The 18332-nt window shown below is 43.1% G+C and carries 11 protein-coding genes and 3 pseudogenes; 8 read left to right on the top strand and 6 right to left on the bottom strand.

Features of this window, described 5'->3' with window-relative positions:
• Positions 1-30: 30 nt before the first annotated feature.
• Positions 31-3096 (bottom strand): efflux RND transporter permease subunit, encoded by a 3066-nt coding sequence (locus LW728_RS03210; RefSeq protein ID WP_287765155.1) that lies wholly within the window; start codon positions 3094-3096, stop codon positions 31-33.
• Positions 3097-3333: 237 nt separating this feature from the next.
• Positions 3334-4794, bottom strand: coding sequence for an efflux RND transporter periplasmic adaptor subunit (locus tag LW728_RS03205; RefSeq protein WP_287765153.1), 1461 nt, complete (start codon positions 4792-4794; stop codon positions 3334-3336).
• A gap of 263 nt (positions 4795-5057) precedes the next feature.
• On the opposite strand from LW728_RS03205, the gene LW728_RS03200 reads away from it, so the two are divergent.
• Complete coding sequence (locus LW728_RS03200) at positions 5058-6401, top strand: SUMF1/EgtB/PvdO family nonheme iron enzyme (protein ID WP_287765151.1); 1344 nt, start codon at positions 5058-5060, stop codon at positions 6399-6401.
• A 392-nt stretch (positions 6402-6793) separates the two neighbouring features.
• Positions 6794-7420 carry a transposase gene (locus LW728_RS03195; RefSeq protein ID WP_287765149.1) on the top strand — a complete coding sequence of 209 codons (627 nt, stop codon included), beginning with the start codon at positions 6794-6796 and terminating at the stop codon, positions 7418-7420.
• 315 nt (positions 7421-7735) lie between these two features.
• Here the strand turns inward: LW728_RS03195 and LW728_RS03190 are convergent, their stop codons facing one another.
• Together LW728_RS03190 and LW728_RS03185 are read right to left on the bottom strand one after the other, a co-directional pair.
• A complete protein-coding gene (locus LW728_RS03190) occupies positions 7736-7888 on the bottom strand; it encodes a hypothetical protein (RefSeq protein WP_287668865.1) in 153 nt (50 codons plus the stop codon).
• 35 nt (positions 7889-7923) lie between these two features.
• A pseudogene (locus LW728_RS03185) lies at positions 7924-9502 on the bottom strand (hypothetical protein).
• Between the two features lie 215 nt (positions 9503-9717).
• Here LW728_RS03185 and LW728_RS03180 point away from each other — a divergent pair.
• On the top strand, positions 9718-9966 hold the full coding sequence (locus LW728_RS03180) for a hypothetical protein (RefSeq protein WP_002803863.1): 249 nt from the start codon (positions 9718-9720) through the stop codon (positions 9964-9966).
• 153 nt (positions 9967-10119) lie between these two features.
• A complete protein-coding gene (locus LW728_RS03175) occupies positions 10120-10611 on the top strand; it encodes a hypothetical protein (RefSeq protein WP_002803860.1) in 492 nt (163 codons plus the stop codon).
• Here LW728_RS03175 and LW728_RS03170 read toward each other — a convergent pair.
• Positions 10608-11642: a M42 family metallopeptidase gene (locus tag LW728_RS03170; protein WP_287765145.1), complete on the bottom strand. Its 1035-nt coding sequence runs from the start codon at positions 11640-11642 to the stop codon at positions 10608-10610. The genes LW728_RS03175 and LW728_RS03170 overlap by 4 nt on opposite strands.
• Before the next feature lie 114 nt (positions 11643-11756).
• Entirely contained in the window at positions 11757-13094 is a 1338-nt protein-coding gene (locus LW728_RS03165) for a helix-hairpin-helix domain-containing protein (protein WP_002803855.1), read from the bottom strand.
• Between the two features lie 362 nt (positions 13095-13456).
• On the opposite strand from LW728_RS03165, the gene LW728_RS03160 reads away from it, so the two are divergent.
• The 4 genes and pseudogenes from LW728_RS03160 (at position 13457) to gvpC (ending at position 17729) form a co-directional block, all read left to right on the top strand.
• Positions 13457-13744, top strand: coding sequence for a hypothetical protein (locus LW728_RS03160; RefSeq protein ID WP_002803853.1), 288 nt, complete (start codon positions 13457-13459; stop codon positions 13742-13744).
• A gap of 460 nt (positions 13745-14204) precedes the next feature.
• A pseudogene (locus LW728_RS03155) lies at positions 14205-14912 on the top strand (IS1/IS1595 family N-terminal zinc-binding domain-containing protein).
• Positions 14913-15228: 316 nt separating this feature from the next.
• Positions 15229-15515 (top strand): annotated as a pseudogene (locus tag LW728_RS03150) (ISNCY family transposase); the annotation flags it as partial.
• A gap of 1575 nt (positions 15516-17090) precedes the next feature.
• Positions 17091-17729 (top strand): gas vesicle protein GvpC, encoded by a 639-nt coding sequence (gene gvpC / locus LW728_RS03145; RefSeq protein WP_002803850.1) that lies wholly within the window; start codon positions 17091-17093, stop codon positions 17727-17729.
• The last annotated feature ends 603 nt before the right edge of the window (positions 17730-18332 follow it).

Here is an 18332-nt window from a genome sequence, read left to right as displayed (position 1 = left end):
TTCTCAAGCTTTCAGAGAGATATTCTACTACTAAATCGATGTGGGTTTTTGTTTAACAAATAATCCCCGCAACCAATAGTAAAAACTATCGATGTAAGTAAAGATTACCGGCACAACCACCAAAGTTAATAGGGTGGAAGTGGTAAAACCACCAATAACAGCAATCGCCATCGGTGCGCGAATTTCCCCATCTGCACCTAAAGCTAAAGCAATCGGTAACATCCCGGCAACTGTGGAAACGGAGGTCATAATAATTGGTCGTAAACGAGAGACTCCCGAATCAATCATCGCCTTAAACTGCGGTTTCCCTGACTCAATGCCACTCAGGGCAAAATCTACTAACAGAATCGCATTTTTAGTGACTAACCCCATCAGTAAAACTATGCCAATTAAAGCGTATAAACCTAACTCTTTTTGGGTAATTAAAAGAGCGATTAAAGTACCCCCAATCGATAAAGGAAGGGAAGTTAAAATCGCTAGGGGATAGAGAAAATTGTTATACAACAAGACCAGAATCCCATAGATAGAAATAATTGCTAAACTTAACGCCCCCAAAAAACGAGCAAAGATATCGCGCATAATGCGAGCATCACCAAAGGGTTCTTCTGTCACCTCTGGGGGTAGGTTTTTCATGATTGGTAAAGCGCGAATTTGTGTCACCGCACTTCCCAAAGAAACTCCCTCTAAATTAGCTCCAATATTAACCTGACGTTGACGGTTAAAGCGTTGAATTTCCGCAGGTCCACTACCTAAGCTAATTGTCGCCACCGAGTTAAGCGGTACTAACGTCCCATTACTGCTAGGAACGCGCAAATTTTGCAGAGTTTCTATCTCACTGCGTCCATCGTTGGCAATTTTTACCCGGATGGGAATTTGTCGGTCAGCAAGGTTAAATTTAGCTAAATTAAACTCATTATCGCCGATTAAAGCTAAAGATGCAGTACGGGCGATCGCTCTGACCGAGACTCCCTGATCAGCAGCCCGGACAGGATCCGGTTGAATAATAATCTCCGGTTTAACTAAACTTACCCCGGAACTGACCTCGACAAAACCGGGTAAAGCCCGCATTTCTCGCTCTAATTTTTGGGCAGTTTGGGTTAAAATATCGCCATTTTCACTTTTTAAAATAATAGCGACATCCTTAGTGCTTCCTGCTCCCCCCTGCGCCCGAAAAGTCACTCTTGCCCCCGGTATCTTCTGGAAATCCCGACGGGTTTGTTCCTCAAATTGCCGTTGAGTTAGCGATCGCTGTTCCTTAGGAACTAAATTAACATATATTAACCCCGTGTTTACCCGTCCCGAATCTCCCGGAATAGCCAAAACATTAGCGACGGCGGGATTTTTTTGCAGTAAACTATTCACCTGATTGGCCACGGCAACAGTATCATTCAAAGTCGCACCGGGAGGCAATTCTAGGCTTATGGTACTTAATCCAGTATCCCCGGAACTAAATAACCCTTTTGGAATCAAGGGAACTAACTGTAAACTACCGATAAAAAAGGCCAAAGCCGCCAATAAAGTCAGGATTCGATGACGTAAAGCCCAAGTTAACAAACTTTTGTAGGGACGAAAACGGGGGCGCGAGGAGGGATTACTATCACCGGTTTTCAGCTTTTTCGGCTGTAAAATATAGGCACTTAACATCGGGGTGACGGTGACAGCGATCAAACTGGAGAATAGGGTAGAAACCGCCACCGTAACGCCGAAAGGTTGAAAGAATTGCCCCGGCACACCGCCCATAAAAGCAACCGGCAGGAATACCGCCATAATTGCCGCTGCACTGGCTAAAACGGCTAATCCAATCTCTTTTGAGGCATCAAAGGCCGCTTGCAGGGGTTTTTTACCCATAGCTAAATGTTGATCGATGTCCTCCACCATACACACCGCATCATCCACCAGATTACCCAAAGCTAAAGCTAACGCCAGTAGGGTCATGCCGTTAAGGGTATAATTCAGGGACTGCATCACCCAAAAAGTCGGGAAAATGGACAAAGGCAGGGCCAAACCCGTGATAATCGTGGCGCGCCAATTGCCTAAAAATAGACCCACCGTGATCACCGTCATCATACAACCAATCAGGAGATCGCTCAGAAGACTTTCGTAACTAGCACGAATTGAGTCGGCACGGGTAAAAATTAATTGAAATTTAATATCTTCGGGGAGTTTTTTCTTTAAATTCTCGATTTCTTGGCGCACTGCTGTTTCTACCGTCACCAAGGTGCTGCCAGTCCCCCGTAGAATCGAAAAACCCACCACTGGCTGCCCATCTAAGAGGGCCATTTGTCGAGGATCACTGGAACTATCGCTAACTGTCCCTAAATTGCTTAAGGGGACGCTATCACCGTTAGGTAAAGAGATTTGATAATTTCTTAAATCTTCGATCGTTTCAGCGCTGCCGAGGGTGCGGACAGTTTGTTCACTGCCGGCGATTTCCGAGCGCCCTCCGGGTAAATTAATATTAAAACTGCGAATTTGGTCATTAACTGCCGTGGCCGTGATACCGTAGGCGATCAGACGGCCAGGATCTAAATCTACACGCACTTCTCGATCGACTCCCCCAACGCGATCGACTCGTGCTACCCCCGGCACTCCCGTTAAAGCGCGGCCAATTTGACGATCAACTAGATCACTTAATTCGGCGATCGATCTTTTCGGGGAGGAGATGGTGTAGTTCATCACCGCACCCCCGGCAAATTCTAAACGTTGGACAATTGGATCATTAGTATCTTGGGGTAAATCCTGCCGAATTTGCGCTATGGCATTGCGTACATCATTTGTAGCGCGATCGCTGTTAGTGCCGAGGATAAAGTTAACGGTGGTGGTGCTGCTGCCTTCGTTAACGGTAGAAGTAATTTGATCGATATTACCCAAAGCAGCCACCGCATCCTCGACTTTTTTGGTGACTTGGGTTTCCAATTCCTCAGGACCGGCGCCGGGTTGATTAACGGTGATAATCACGGCCGGAATGTCAATATTAGGAGAGCGATCGATCCCTAATCCTAGAAAGGCAATGTATCCCATTAGGGCCATAACCAGGGAGATCAGGATCGTCGGAATGGGATTTTTGATAGACCAATTAGAAATATTAAAAGCCATAATTTCAGTTATCAGTTATCAGTTATCAGTTATCAGTGGGTAAGTTATCAGTTACCAGATGTGAGTTTTCAGTTACCGGTTATCAGTTATCAGTTATCAGATTTGAGTTTTAAGTTTTAAGTTTTGAGTGAGCAGTATATATTAAGTGAGCCTGATCAAATGGCAGTTTGCTACTGTCTTTTCACCGATCACTGATCACTGATTACTGATTACTGTTTACTGATCACTGATTACTGATTACTGATCGCTGATTGCCGTAATTTTGTCGCCATCACCGAGATAGGCTGCCCCTTTGACCACAATGCGATCGCCCGCTTGTAAACCGGTGAGAATTTCCACGCGGTTATTGGGCATAATTTGACCTAATTGCACAGTTTTGGCCGTGACAGTGTTATCAGGTTCCACTAAATAAACTAGAGCTTGATTATCTTTTTGAGGTAAAACCGCGGTCATGGGGACGGTTAAACTATTGCTAATATTTGTCACGATCGCACCTCGTAAAAACATCCCCGGTTTTAACCCTGTATTGTCGGTTAAATCGACTTTAACCGTTGCCTGACGGGATGCCTCATCGACGATGGGATTAATTTCCCGCACCTGTCCCGATAATTTTAAACTGCTATTAGCATCGGAAGTGATAGTAACGGGCGCTCCGACGCGGATTAAGGGCAATTGATTCTCAGGAACCCGCAATCTTAGCTCTAAACGCCCATTTTCGATGATTTTAAAGAGAGCATTTTGACCGTTGGTGGTGTCCCCGATGCGGCCATTTCTTTCGGCAATTTTGCCACTAACTGGAGAAATCAGGCGCGTCTCGTTTAATTGGGCGTTAACAATGGCTAAACGGCTTTGAGCTTCCGCTAATTGGGCTGTAGCTTGGGCGATCACTTCAGGACGATTGCCCGCTTGCAATTGTGCCAGTTGCTGCTCTGCTTCTCCTAAACGAGATTGGGTCTGTTGTACGATCGCCGCTTTGTTTCTTTCTTCGTTGAGGACTTCATCGAGACGATCCCGGGCGATCGCTCCTTCCGCTTCTAAACTTTGGTTTCTCTGGACCCGTTTTTTAGCCAAATCCCAATCCGATCGAGCTTGACTAATTTCGGCTTTTATGCGTTGAATAGTTTGTTTAGCTCCAGCGATCTCCTCTTTACGGCTCCCCGCTTGCAATTCTGCCAAACGCGCCCGGGATTGGGCGACATTTGCCTGTGCTTGGGTTAATTGCGCTTGTAGGACGGTATCATCGAGACGAGCGAGAATTTGACCTTGGCTAACGATATCACCCTCATCGACAAAGATTTCTTTGATTTGTAGTCCTGTCGCTTGGGAAAGAATCGGGATTAATTCATCGGCTGCCACGCTTCCAGTCGCTTTCAGGGTGCGGGCCACGGGAGTGGATTCTACCCTAGTGGTGGTTACTGTTTGTGCTGGTGCTTCATTTTTTGCCGCTACGGGCTGAGTATTGGGGTTTTGGGCTGTTTGGGGTCGATTAGCGAAACGAGTCGCCCCTAGGGTCAATAAAACCCCCAATCCCACACCGATAAATAAACCCTTTCCTCCCGATAGCCAAGAGTTGGTTTTTGTCGGTTTTGGCGAGTATTCGGTTTTCTCTGGCTCAATTTCAGGATTAAGTGCGATAATTTCGGGAACTAGCGAATTATCGGCTGAATGCTGGTTATTTTCTAGGGTATCTGGCCGCACGGTCTGCCCTCTCGGTAGATTCTGGATAAAATGTTAAGTTTTGTATCCATTTATAATCTAACGGAAAAAGGTCGCGGGTGGGGAAAGTGAGAAAGTGGACTTGCTGTAAAAATCCCAAATTGTCCTGGTTGGTGAGGAATCAGTAGTTAGGAGACTCCGAGACAGGAGAATTAAGAATGAGTAATAATCAATTAAATGGTTTATTTAGAGATTTTCAGCCAGTTAATCTGGCTCTCCCCTACTTGTGGTCATAAGAAAAAGTTATGAAAAAGTCAGAGATCCAAATTTTCTTGGCCCATGCCAGTGAGGACAAACCAGCAGTTTTGGCACTGTATAACCGCCTTAAGCAAGCGGGATATAAACCTTGGTTGGATAAAAAAGACCTGATTCCGGGTCAAATTTGGCGAGATGAAATTCCGAAAGCGATTAAAGCTAGTCAGATTTTTCTGGCCTGTCTGTCAGGGAAATCGGCTAATAAACAGGGATATATCCAACGGGAGTTGAGGATTGCACTTGATACCTTGGGAGAGATGCTACCGGGGACAATTTTTTTTATCCCCATGAGGTTAGAAGAATGCGAAATTCCTGATCTGCGACTTGCAGAAGTTGGGTTGAATCTGCGAGATATTCACCGGCTTGATTATTGGGAAGAAGACGGATTTGAGCAACTAGAAAGAGCAATTACCCATCAATTCAATCCTGAACCGGAAGAGCCAAAACAACTGTTATCAGTATTTAACTTTCAGATCGTGGGAGTAAATGCGAAGGGTGAGCAAATCAAAAAAGAGTCGAAACAGTCCCAATATTTCAGCGAAGATTTGGGCAACGGCATCACCTTAGAAATGCTTGCCATCCCGGGGGGAACTTTCCTGATGGGTTCACCGCAAGACGAGAAAGATAGTTTTGGTGATGAACGTCCTCAACATGAGGTTAACGTCCCCCCCTTTTTTATAGGTAAATATCCCATCACCCAGGAACAGTGGAGAGCGATCGCCTCCCGTACCGACTTAAAAGTTGACCCTTCGGCTCCGCTCAGGGTCAACCTTGATCTCAACCCAGCCTATTTTAAAGACCGTCCCGATAGCGATCGCCGTCCCGTGGAACAAGTCAACTGGTACGATGCGATCGAATTTTGTGCAAGATTATCGAAGCTGACCGGAAGGGAATACCGACTACCGAGTGAAGCGGAATGGGAATATGCTTGTCGTGCTGGAACCACTACCCCATTCTACTTTGGGGAAACCATTACGGGGGAATTGGCCAACTACCGTGCCAGCGAAACCTACGCCGGGGAAGCGAAGGGAGAATATCGAGAAGAAACGACTCCCGTGGGACAGTTTCCCCCAAACGCCTTCGGACTCTACGATATGCACGGCAATGTCTGGGAATGGTGCGCCGATACTTGGCACGATAACTATGACGGTGCGCCGACGGATGGCAGTGCCTGGATAAAAAATGGGGATGATAATCGTTCTCCTCTGCGGGGCGGTTCTTGGTACTACTTTCCGAATAAATGCCGTTCCGCTTACCGCTTCAACTACTACCGCCGCGGCATCGGCAACAACAACGGTTTTCGGGTGGTGTGCGGTGCTGGGAGGACTCTGTAACCCTTTTCCCCTTTTTTTCCCTTTTTACCCTTATTTCCTATTTTTTCTTTTTTCTTTTCTTTCCCGCCCTTAGGCGGGTCGATTTTGTAGGGGCGAACTGTGGTCAGTGAGTTTATCGAACTGCGTTCGTCCACCGGCAATAATCGGGTTAATCACGGGATTTGGTTTTTTTGGGGTTTTTTGGTGGGGGTTGGGCGCACGCGGTGCGCCCCTACGGGTTTTGGGGGGGTTGGGTTTTTTGGGGTTTTTTGGTGGGGGTTGGGCGCACGCGCCCCTACGGGTTTTGGGGGGGTTGGGTTTTTTGGGGGTTTCAGGAAAAATACGTCGGTGTGAATTGCGATCGCTTATGATGGGAATTGATAAGAGGTTTTGTTAGTATTGCGGGAATATATATGACCTTTGATCCTGAAAAACATCATCGTCGTTCTATTCGCCTCAGAAATTATGATTATTCCCAACCCGGAGCATATTTTGTCACTATTTGTACCTACCAAAAACAATCCTGGTTTGGAGAAATCAAAAATGGGCAAATATACCTTAATCAATTAGGAAAAATTGTCGCTGATGAATGGCTAAAAACCTGCAAAATTCGACCTAATTTTAAATTGGATGAATGGGTTATTATGCCCAATCATTTTCATGGAATTGTTATAATTAATGATTATTCTGGCGACGATCAGAGTTTGGGCGCACGCGATGCGCCTCTAGATTTGGGCGCACGCGATGCGCCCCTAGATTTGGGCGCACGCGATGCGCCCCTACAGCAGAAACCGAATTCTTTATCGTCATGTATTGCGGGGTTTAAATCGGCGGTTACTAAACGAATTAATTTGCTTCGACAGAACACAGATACTCCTATCTGGCAACGCAATTATTATGAATCAATTCTTCGAGATGAAAAGTATCTAGCAGTTGTTCGAGAATATATTATTAACAATCCCAAAAACTGGCCAAATGATCGAGATTATCTGCCAATCGATCAACAATCACAAGAATTATATTTAGATTTGTTGTTTTAAGTGAGAATATAAAACAGTAGGGGCGAACCGCGTTCGCCCAGAGCCAATAATTAGCCCACCACCAATATCGAATTAATCAAAAAATTCAATTTTGTTTATCTGTAGGGGCGAACCGCGTTCGCCCACCCCCAATTATTAACCCACCACCAATATCGAATTAATCAAAAAATTCAATTTTGTTTATCTGTAGGGGCGAACCGCGTTCGCCCACCCCCAATTATTAACCCACCACCAATTTGTGTAAGGTTTCTAGCTTTTGATCGAAATCTTTTTCGAGATTATCTAGCTTTTGATCAACATCTTTCTGGAAGGTGTCTAGCTTTCGATCAACACTTTGAATACTATCTTTAATTTCCTTTGATCAACATCTTTCTGGAAGGTGTCTAGCTTTCGATCAACACTTTGAATACTATCTTTAATTTCCTTGAGGACAGATTCGAGGGAATAGGTAACGGCTTCTGCTGTCATTACGGTTAACTCCTATCAGTGGAGAGATAATGTAATTATCGATAAAAATCTCCTTTATTCTCCACTTCATTTTTTTTCGGGAAATATCGCCTCATCTTCCCATTTATCGCTGATTTCTGGCAGTTTTAGCAATATTCCAGCGAATAACCAATAGTAAACAGAAACTGGATCGACGGAGAGAGGATAATAGTAGGGATTATAGCTAATAAAAAGTATAAAAATCCAGATACAGAGACCCCAATGCTTTAAAGCAGCATTTTTTACTTTTAAATAGGCTTTAAAGGTGAAAATACAGAGAATTGTCACCAGTACCATAAAAGCGATAAAACCGACGATACCGACTTCGTAGAGGAGTTTAGCGTAGTAGGTTTCAATTAGTCTTATCCCCTCTTCTCCCACTATATGACGAGCGCCACTGCTGGCCGTGCCTAAACCAAGACCAAAAAGCTGTGCATATTTGAAGACCCACTGCATTTGATCGACTACAAAGTCAATGGGAGACGAATATAACCAGCGACCGATAAAATTTAGTCCTCTTTCCCGAATAAAGGGAATTAACGTCACCGCGAGCAGGGAAAGCAACCCCAAGATTCCCAATTTTAATGGTAACTTTCGTTTATTTTTGCTAGTAGCAATAAAAAGAACTAAATAAAACAAAGGTACTAGCAATAAAGGTAATCTTTGTCCAGAAACCAGAGTCGCAAGGAAGACTAAAACCATTGCCACCCAACCAGCGACGCGCCATCTTTTTTGCGGATCACTAAAACTGGCTGCGTAACTGATGACGCTACTAGATACTAAAAACCAACCCCATTGCCAAGGATCGGAAAATGTGCCGGGGAGACGAATTAAGCCTCGATCGGGATTATACAACACCGAACCCCCAACAAAACATTGAGCTTTCAAGCTGGCTTTTTCGCTAATATCTGGATAAAATTGGGTGTCGGATTTCGGGGCAGTAACTTCTAGTTGATTGAGGAATTCACTATCGGGACAGATGCCTTGGACGAGTAAGAAGTATTGAATTAGAGCTAAAAAGCAACAGACTAAGATCATCGCGATTAAAAGCCGATTAACCACGAATAAATCCCGTTTTTCCTTGATTAAATAGTAGCCACAGAGAACTAGGGGAATATAACCGAGGAGGGTTTTTAATCCCACAATTCCCACTTCAATTGCTCCTTGGGGTAGATTGATAGAAAGAAAAGTTATCAAGCTGCTGGCAAGTAAAATCAAAGCTGTGATGAGAAAAGGCTTGATTTTGGGGATTAATTGCTTAAAAGTTTTGGTTTTAATTAAAATTGCCGCTAAAGCTGGGAAATAAAAGGCATCCTTGGCGATTTTGTAGAGAGCATAGGATGGCTCTTCGCCAATGAAGTTGCCTTTTATCTGAAAAACTCTCGCCACAGCAAAAGTGACGGTACTACTCAGGGGAAGATAGATGATTAGGGCTAATAATCCCAGACGGGGATGGATAAAAGAAGCAACCATGGCGGGAACTGCCAAAATTCCCAATAAGGCGGCTTTTTTGTCAAGTAAAATCCCTAAAACTAGACTAATTATTATGGTAGAGATCGCTAGTATATTTAGTAAGAGATAGTTCCTCTCTTTCATGCCGTACAGCTTTAACAGGTTTAGCAGAAAGTGTAGCAGATTTTTGCCGAGATTCTCAACTCACTGTTCGCTTAAATTGAAGAGGTAAGGTGTGCAAAAAAGGCTAAAATCTTTGTCTAGTCAAGTGTTGGCGAACAAAGAGTCGCTCAATTACGTCACAAACACAGTCAGAAAGAATAGATGATATCCCTGTAATTATATATTGGCTAAAACAAATGAGGATTGCGTCAATCATAGACAATAATCTAGCATCCCCTCATGGAAATCGTCAAGGATTAAGTTATGGGGAACTAGGGGTATTATTATTGACTTATATAGTAAGTGAAGAAGATCATAAAATCTGTTGTCTAGAAAAATGGGTCTGTGAACATCAAAGAAGCCTAGGAGGAATAACGGGATGGTCAATCGCAGAAAAAGAAGCAACGGATGACCCCATCTTGCCCCCAAAAATGGGCGAACGATGAGTCCTAAATCGTGGAGGCTGGGAGCAGGGAGAAAAAAGCTGGTGCCTGATGGCTGATAGCTGATAGCTAAAAGGCTGATAGCCGAAAGTTTCCTTTTGCTTCTTACCTGTTGCTATACTTATGTAAAATTTCATTTATCTCGATCTTGACTCCGTGGCCGAAAATCTTTCTTTTCAAGACCTTTATCAAGCTGGCATCAGTGCCTTTGAGCGTGGACAATATCGTCTTAGTATCGAGCAATTAAATGCGGCTTTAGCCTTAATTTCCTTAGGATCCCGAGCAGGGGGTGAGATACAAATTTGGTTAATTTCTGCCTATCAGGGGTTGGGAGAGGGGGAGAAAGCCAGTGAAATCTGTAAGCAACTTATTACCCATCCTATCTATCAAATTCGCGAACAGGCCAAGCGTCTACTTTATATTATCGAAGCTCCCCGTCTCAAACGCCCGGATGAGTGGATGACGAAGATTCCCGATTTAGAGAAACTTCCCGATAGCACAGCGCAATTTAAAAAGGGAACAAATAAACAGAAAAAAGAAGAACCCCCCGCACCCATGCAGTTAGAGCAGCATAAAAATACTGTTTTTATCGGACTGGCGATCGCTATTATTCTGTTAATGCTCTGGTTTTTTGCTAAAAATGGCTAAATTACTTGACAATAAACTTCTAATATGCTAGTGCAGTTGGCTATGGCTCCTAAATGGGCGATTTCATAACCGTGGGTGTTTTGGGTGGGAAAACCTAAGCAAGCGGCCTTAGCTATATGACCGAATTTCATGGCGATGGAGGCATCGCTACCAAAACCACTAATAATAGCTAATTGCAGGGGTATTCCGGCCTTTTCGGCCGCTATTCTTAATTCTTGATTTAATTGCTCATCATAGATACCGTAACCATCCTGAGACAATAACACAGGACTGCTGCCATCCTTAATCGGATATTCAGGAGCGAGGGGACAGATTTCTAAGGCAATTAAAGCATCTAAGCGGTTATTTGCCGTAAAAAACAAGGCCCCTAAGGCTCCTACCTCCTCCTTTGCTGAGGCAACCAGATATATATCCACTGCCGGGTTAATTACTCTGGCCGCTAATTCCAAAAGAATCGCCACGGAAGCTTTATTATCGAGGGTATAACTGGCAATGTAGTCTTTTAGTCGAAAGGGTTGTTTTCGGTGTTTTCCCACCACGACTCGACTACCGACGCGCACCCCACAAGCGTCTAATTCTTCCGGAGTCAATTTCGTCTCTATCCATGCGGATTCCCAGGTGACGGGAGTGTTTTCCTGCTGCACTTTTTGCGGGGATTGATGGGAAATATGACGGGAACCAAAGGAGAGAATCCCCGATTTGGTTTCTTTATCACCGATAATATCCACCACTCCCTCTCCGTAAATCCAAGGAAAAGCTCCCCCAAGTTGGCGAATTTGCAGAGTACCATCGGGATTAATTGCTTTGATAATAGCACCAATTTCGTCTTTATGACCAGTAATAGCAATTTTTTTGGTCGAATCTCGTCCTCTAATTTTGCCGATGACATTTCCCGCTTGATCTTGCCATGTTTCTAATCCTAACTCTTGAAAGCGTTCTAGTAAAAAGCGATCGATTTCCGTTTCCATCCCACTAGGAGAATGATGGAGGACAAGAGTGGCAATAGTGTCAAAGAGGTGATCAAAATCCATATTTGTCTTGATTTGTGGGTCGAAAGAGAATTATTATCGAAACAGGAAATCGAGAAGGTTTTGCAGGAACAATCTTGGCGCAGCCATGGCTCTTGGGTAATTGCCAGTTAGCATTTAATGATTAATCAGAGGTGCAGAATTAGCCAGAAAACCCGCAACTTTTAGAGACTCTAGCACCGAATTGTCATCCTCTACCCAATAGTTTTGTCCTAAACGTACAAATTGACGCTGAGTTCCCGCACCAATGGTGGCAATAACGGGAACTTTTGCCTTTTGTTTGTCTCCCGATTGCAGAATACTTTTAAGAAGATTTTGACGATTTTGGTTGACGACATCTTGCATCGATAAATTAACCATCACCATTTTAATGGTTTCGATCGGTTCCGCATCTTCGATAATTAATTGTACCCGATCATCTCGGCGATCAACTTTTCCCCACACCATTAAAGTTGCTTCCTCCACTAATAATTTTTGCAGACGTTCGTAGCTATCGGAAAAAACCACCGCTTCCGACTGTCCCGAGGCATCTTCTAGGGTTAAAAATGCCATGGGAGTCCCCTTTTTGGTCATAATTTTCTTGACAGCATTTAAGAGGACAATGGCACTGACTTTTTTTCTGGTTTTGTGTTCTTCTAAGTCAGCTAAATTGATAGGAGATAGGACTTGAGCGGCTCTTTGTAAAGCTTTTAAAGGATGTTCGGAAACATAAAAACCTAAATGTTCTTTTTCCAGTTTTAACTTTTCCTGTAGGGAAAAATCTTCCACTGCGGTGGCACTGGGAGACTGTTCAAACTCGGATTCTTGTTTATTTTCTATGCTCCCTCCTAGCATATCAAAAATATTCATTTGACCACTTTCTTTCTCTTTGGTGCGTTTTTGCGCCCAAGCAACTACTAATTCTAAATCTTCAATTAATTGATGGCGATTAGGTTGAATTTTATCAAAAGCACCACAATAAATTAGCGTTTCTAAAGCTCTTTTGTTGATCACTCGCAAATCAACACGCTCGCAAAAATCCCCTAAAGAAGTAAACTTTCCTCCCGCAGCTTCCCGGGCTTTTAAAATAGCCTCGATCGCATTTTCGCCCAGATTTCTAACTGCGGACAAACCAAAGAGAATTTTGCGCCCAATCGGGGTAAAATGTTTTTGCGATCGATTGATGTCGGGAGGTTCGACATCGATATTCATTTTCTGACAGTTTTCTCGATACTTTTCCACCTTATCCTGATTATCGCTACTAGCAGTTAGTAACGCTGTCATATATTCCACAGGATAATTAGCTTTTAAATAAGCAGTTTGATAGGTGACGTAAGCATAGGCAGTGGAGTGAGATTTATTAAAACAATTGGAGGCAATTAACCCGTTGCCCAGCAAAAAATTATGATCTTTCTCCACACCAATATCGTAAACGGGTTTCCTTCCCAGGGATTGACGACCGATAATTTTAACCATATTAGTAACTCAACTCTCCAGAGATTTTTACAACGGTGCTAATAGAAATATGGCATTTCTTTGCCAAATCAGGCTCACAAGAGCAAAAAAATGGCTCTCTTATTCTTTGTGTCATAAGTTTAACTTATATAAGAGCGATCAATCTTTGTGTCCTTTGTGTCTTTGTGGTTCTTTCCACTAGCTCGCCAGCAAGACTGTATCTTAGAATACATTTTACCCACCAAACCTAAGAGAGCCAAAAAACCTTGCCCCTGAGGGCAAAGGCCTGTATCGTACCTTGACGAGAGGTCAGCACTGGGTAGTTCACGGATTGTGTTATAATTATGGCCAAGCCGTCAAGGGATTTGAAAAGGAGTAACACCATGAGTCTATCTTCAGAAGCCTATCGCCAAGCCCTCGTGCGGGATGGAGAACGGCGCTATCGCGAATGGCACCAAAATTATCACAACCAATGCCGTCAATCAACGGCTGAATACCAAGCTCGTTCTGCCCAACAACACCCAACAAACCAACAACGTCCAACAAAGCCTTGGATTTCCTCGGAAGCCTACCGCCAATTTTTAGTCAAAGATGGGGAGCGGCGTTTTGCGGAATGGCATGGCCAGTTTTTAGACTATCAAAGACAATTTCTGGCCAGTCAATCCACCTAAACGGATGTCAACAAATCCGCATTACAGCAATCTCTGAAAATAGTGGCTACAGTCCACGAAGAAATAGCTAATACCAATTTTCAATAGTCCTGGCAGGCATCCTACTCCCCCCCCCTTGCCCACCCGAATTCGGGTGGGTGAGGGGGGGGAACGCATATCAAACGCTATTGACAATCGGCCAATTTTGTGATCCGTGTGGGCATTTCAAGTGATACCAATCAATCAAAATAGTTACGAACTCTTAACATTTAGTCGATTTTTGTTTAACAGTTGAGATGAGAAATTATACTCAAATATGCCTGAATCGCTCTCTGGACAAGCAACTCACACGAGGTTAATTTTGTCAAGGGTTGTTAAGATGTGTTTACCTTACCATGTTGCTTATTCGGTATCAACTGTGTAAAATACTTATTAATAAAAATAATTGGCTCAAATCAGTCCTTAAACCTCTACCTTGATCATGACTTTTCTGATAAGTATCTCTTTGTGGCTCGTGGAGGGCCTACTCAAATATCAGCCTAGCACGGAGCAAAATCCCCCCACTAGTTTGCCTGTATTTACTTGTCCTAGTTGTGGTTCTCACCATACTATCAAGAACGGTTATATTCATAATGGGAAATCCAAACTTCACTGTGAAGAATGTGGTCAACCGTTTGTGATCAATCCCACTAATAAAACCAGATATCCCGATACCAAACAATTAATCGATCAACTCTTACTCGAACTAATTTCCTGACGAGGAATTGCCAGAGTAGCAGGGGTAAGTTGGTCATGGTTACGAAATTATGTCAACGTCTCGACTTCCCTCGACGTTGACCCTGAGCGAAGCCGAAAGGTCAACAATAAACTGTCGACTGTTCCCTGTCAACTCAAGGTTTCGGACAAACCAAAAGGTAAATTGCTCATAGAATGTGATGAGATGTGTCCTTTTGTTTTTTCTAAGACGATAAAGGTCTATATTTGGCTGGTAATTGATAGAAAGACAAGGGAACTTATTGGTGGCTATTTAGGATATAGGAGCCGCCAATCAGCTAAAAAACTTTTGCCAAGTTTACCCAGTGTTTACCGACAATGTGCTGTTACTTACACTCATTTTTGGGAGTCCTATAAGACAATAGTTCCGAGTAAACGTCATCGAGAGGTACAGCCAAGAACCTGGTCAAACTAATCTCACCTTGGAAGACTTGATAAGACCTTTCGACCAAGGATTTCTCGGTTGGTGAGAGAGATTCTATAAAAAAATGGAGAATCACCTTGGGGAGCCTTTTGGTATTTTATCCATGACTACAATGCACAGCAAAGCCAAGCATTAAGGCTCCATCACCACGGCTCTTCTCGACTTTGTGTGATAATTTTTGCTTATGGAATCGTGAAATACTTATCAGGCAAGACTTTTATTGCTATTTTGCTGAAGAAACTATCAGTATAGATCTCGTTTCCACACAGAAACCAGAAGAGCCTCACCACCACCGAATCACCACCCAGAAAAATCAAAAGGTAAATTATCCATAGAGTGTGATGAAATGTAGTCATTGGTTTTTTTAAGACGATAAAGGTTTACATTTGGCTGGCAATTGATAGAAAGACAAGGGAAATTATTGGCGGCTATTTAGGAGATAGCAGTCGCCAAGCAGCCAAAAAACTTTCGGCCCAGTTTACCCGGTGTTTACCGACAATGTGCTGTTACTTACACTGATTTTTGAGAGTTATATAAGACAGTAATTCCGAGTAAACGTCATCGAGTGCTAGGAAAAGAAACTGGTCAAACTAATCCCATTGTAAAGACTTAATAACACCTTTCGACCAAGGATTTCTCTGTTGGCGAGAGAGAATCTATCTTTCTCTAAAAAAACGGAGAATCACCTTGGCGCTGCTTGGTATTTTATCCATGACTACAATGCACAGCAAGGCAAAGCATTAAGCCTCCATCACTACTACAGAACCACAACCAGAAATTTTTGTCAAGTAAAAATTGTACCAAATTTAGATGAGCTTACCCTGTATAGATGATTTCCTGACCTCAGATCACATTTTATTCTCTTGTCAACTTTAATCTAAAAATCGAGAAAAAAGCAAAACCGCCCATCATACCATAAAAAAATTATGCAATAGGTCTAATGTATCGGACTTATCTGAGAAATCACTACACACTTCTTAACGAAAAAAACTGAGAATTACTACATACTTCTTAACGAAAAACAGCTAACTTAGGTATTGACAACGACAAATACAGGGTGTTATCTTTAAAAGTGCGGAAGTGATGAAGGCAGAAACCCCAAATAAGTTTCTGAATCCTCCATGACCTCAGCATTGTACAAACGGGCATCGAATTATTAGCGATTGAAGCTCGTGTAGTTATCGCTTCTGTTGAAACCTACCTCAAATATGCTGAAGCTGTTGGTCTGACTCAATCTGCAGCGGTTCCTGCTTAAGGACTGATTCCAGATTCTCCCATCTGCTGAGTTAAAACCCTACTGGGTTTTCCAGATTCTTAGCTTTTCTTTGATCCCTATTGAGTTTAGTTACCTCTCTCTTGGGGCGCAATAGTCTATAATCGACAGTTTGGCACGGCAACGGATAGCGAAACAAAGCTAGATCCATACAAATTATTTTTGTAAACGTGATTTTGTCCTTTGTAGCTAGGTTTACCCCCTACCACCAGAGTGTGGGACTAACTATTTTTCGGAATAGAAAGTCATTTTTGGTGTGGAAGATGCGCCCCCTGAGATGCGGTAGTTCGATAGATAAATTTTGGGATCAGCACTGTACACTTTCTATACAAACAACAAAAAGGGGCATCGAATTATTAGCGATTGAAGCTCGTGTAGTTATCGCTTCTGTTGAAACCTACCTCAAATATGCTGAAGCTGTTGGTCTGACTCAATCTGCAGCGGTTCCTGCTTAAGGGTTGATCCCAGATTCTCCTATCTGCTGAGTGAAAACCCGACTGGGTTTTCCAGATCCTCGGCTTTTCTTTAAATCCCTATTGAGTCTAGTTACCCCTCTCTTGGGGCGCAATGGTCTATGATTGACAAGGTTGGCACGGCAACGGATAGCAAAAACAAAGCTAGGCCTATACAAGTTATTTTTGTAACCGTGATTTTGACCTTTGTAGCTAGGTTTACTGTCTATCGCCAGAATGTAAGGCTGACTATTTTTCTGAGTAGAAAGCCATTTTGGGGGTGGGATGTTGCGCCCCTCAGTCTGGGGTAGTCCCCTACCTCAACTTTGGGATGATAAGAAAAGTCGAAATCTGCTGTCTCTCCCCCCAGTCTCCGTGAAGGTTTTTCTAACGGGTGATTGGGTCAAATCCATTCCATAGTATTTAGTAATTGAGGACAACCCCATGCCTGCTCTCATGGAACAGTTCCGCCAGGATCGTTTATCGATTGCTGAAGAAGTAGCTAAACTCTCGCGAGAAGTACAATCTTTTCTGTTGGATGTCAAAACTGAAAGACAAAAACAAGCGCAAGAACAGGCAACTGCTTTGCGCCAATCTTTCCAAAAAGTTCAACAGGAAAGCCACTTGTTCTTAACAGCTACCCAAAAACAGCGTTTAGCTCAGGCGGAAAAGCAAAAAGAGGATTTACGTCAATTTCAAGAACAACGTTTAGCTGAAGCGAAACGGTTAGATGATGACTTACGTCAACAGCGTCTAGACCGAGCCAAACAGCTAAAGGACGATTTAAGTCAATTCCAAGAACAACGTTTAGCAGCAGCAAAACAGCTGGAGAACGACTTACGTCAACAGCATCTAGATCGAGCTAAACAGCTGAAAGAGGATTTAAGTCAATTCCAAGAACAGCGTTTAGCGGCAGCGAAGCAGCTAGAGGACGACTTACGCCAACTTCATCTAGATCGAGCTAAACAGGTGAAGGATGATTTAAGTCAATTTCAAGAAAGACGTTTAGCTGAAGCGAAACAGCTAAAAGACGAATTGCGTCAATTTCGTCAAGATTTGTCTATCTACGTTTTTGGCAAATAAATCTCTAGGTTAATTCCAACCCACTTAACCCTAGGGCTAGAGTAAAAAACCTCTAGTCCCTTTTCCTAGCTAAACTAGAGGACTATCTGAGAATACAACAATAAGCTTTTGGTTTTCAACCTACTATGCTGGTCCTGTTTTTCTAAGTTTCTAGACTCAACCTAGAAGTGCTGGGTTCCTATTTAGTCCGCTCTAGGTCTCTGGTAAATTAAGAAGTATATAAAACTTCACTTAGTTTATAGTTAATGTTGTCATTAGTAGTATTTTATAGCAGTTTTCATCAGAATGAGGCATGGGCAAGAGGCTTAAACCCTTTGTTGGCAAAACTTGTCGATACCTCAGTAACGTGAAAAGCGCTATATTGACAAAGGAGGTAAGTGAAAAGGACTGCATCTGCTTGGAGATTGTTATTGTTTAAGTCTTGAAAAGTAATCTAGACAATAATTTTCGACCCTTAGACCCTTGACTAATGAATATCCTAAAAATACCTTCATCGGAAATTTTGGGTCTGAAACCCCGCCGTTCTAGGTTGGCTTTACGTTAGAATTAAAAGGCCAGTCTCGAAAACCAAGTGGACGGCGCAGCACCTTGAAAACTCGGCTT

This window comes from Microcystis sp. 49638_E5, assembly GCF_021300285.1.
Taxonomy (GTDB): Bacteria; Cyanobacteriota; Cyanobacteriia; order Cyanobacteriales; family Microcystaceae; genus Microcystis; species Microcystis aeruginosa_C.
Note: the sequence above shows the minus strand (reverse complement) of the source record. Positions and strands in the feature narration are given on the sequence as shown.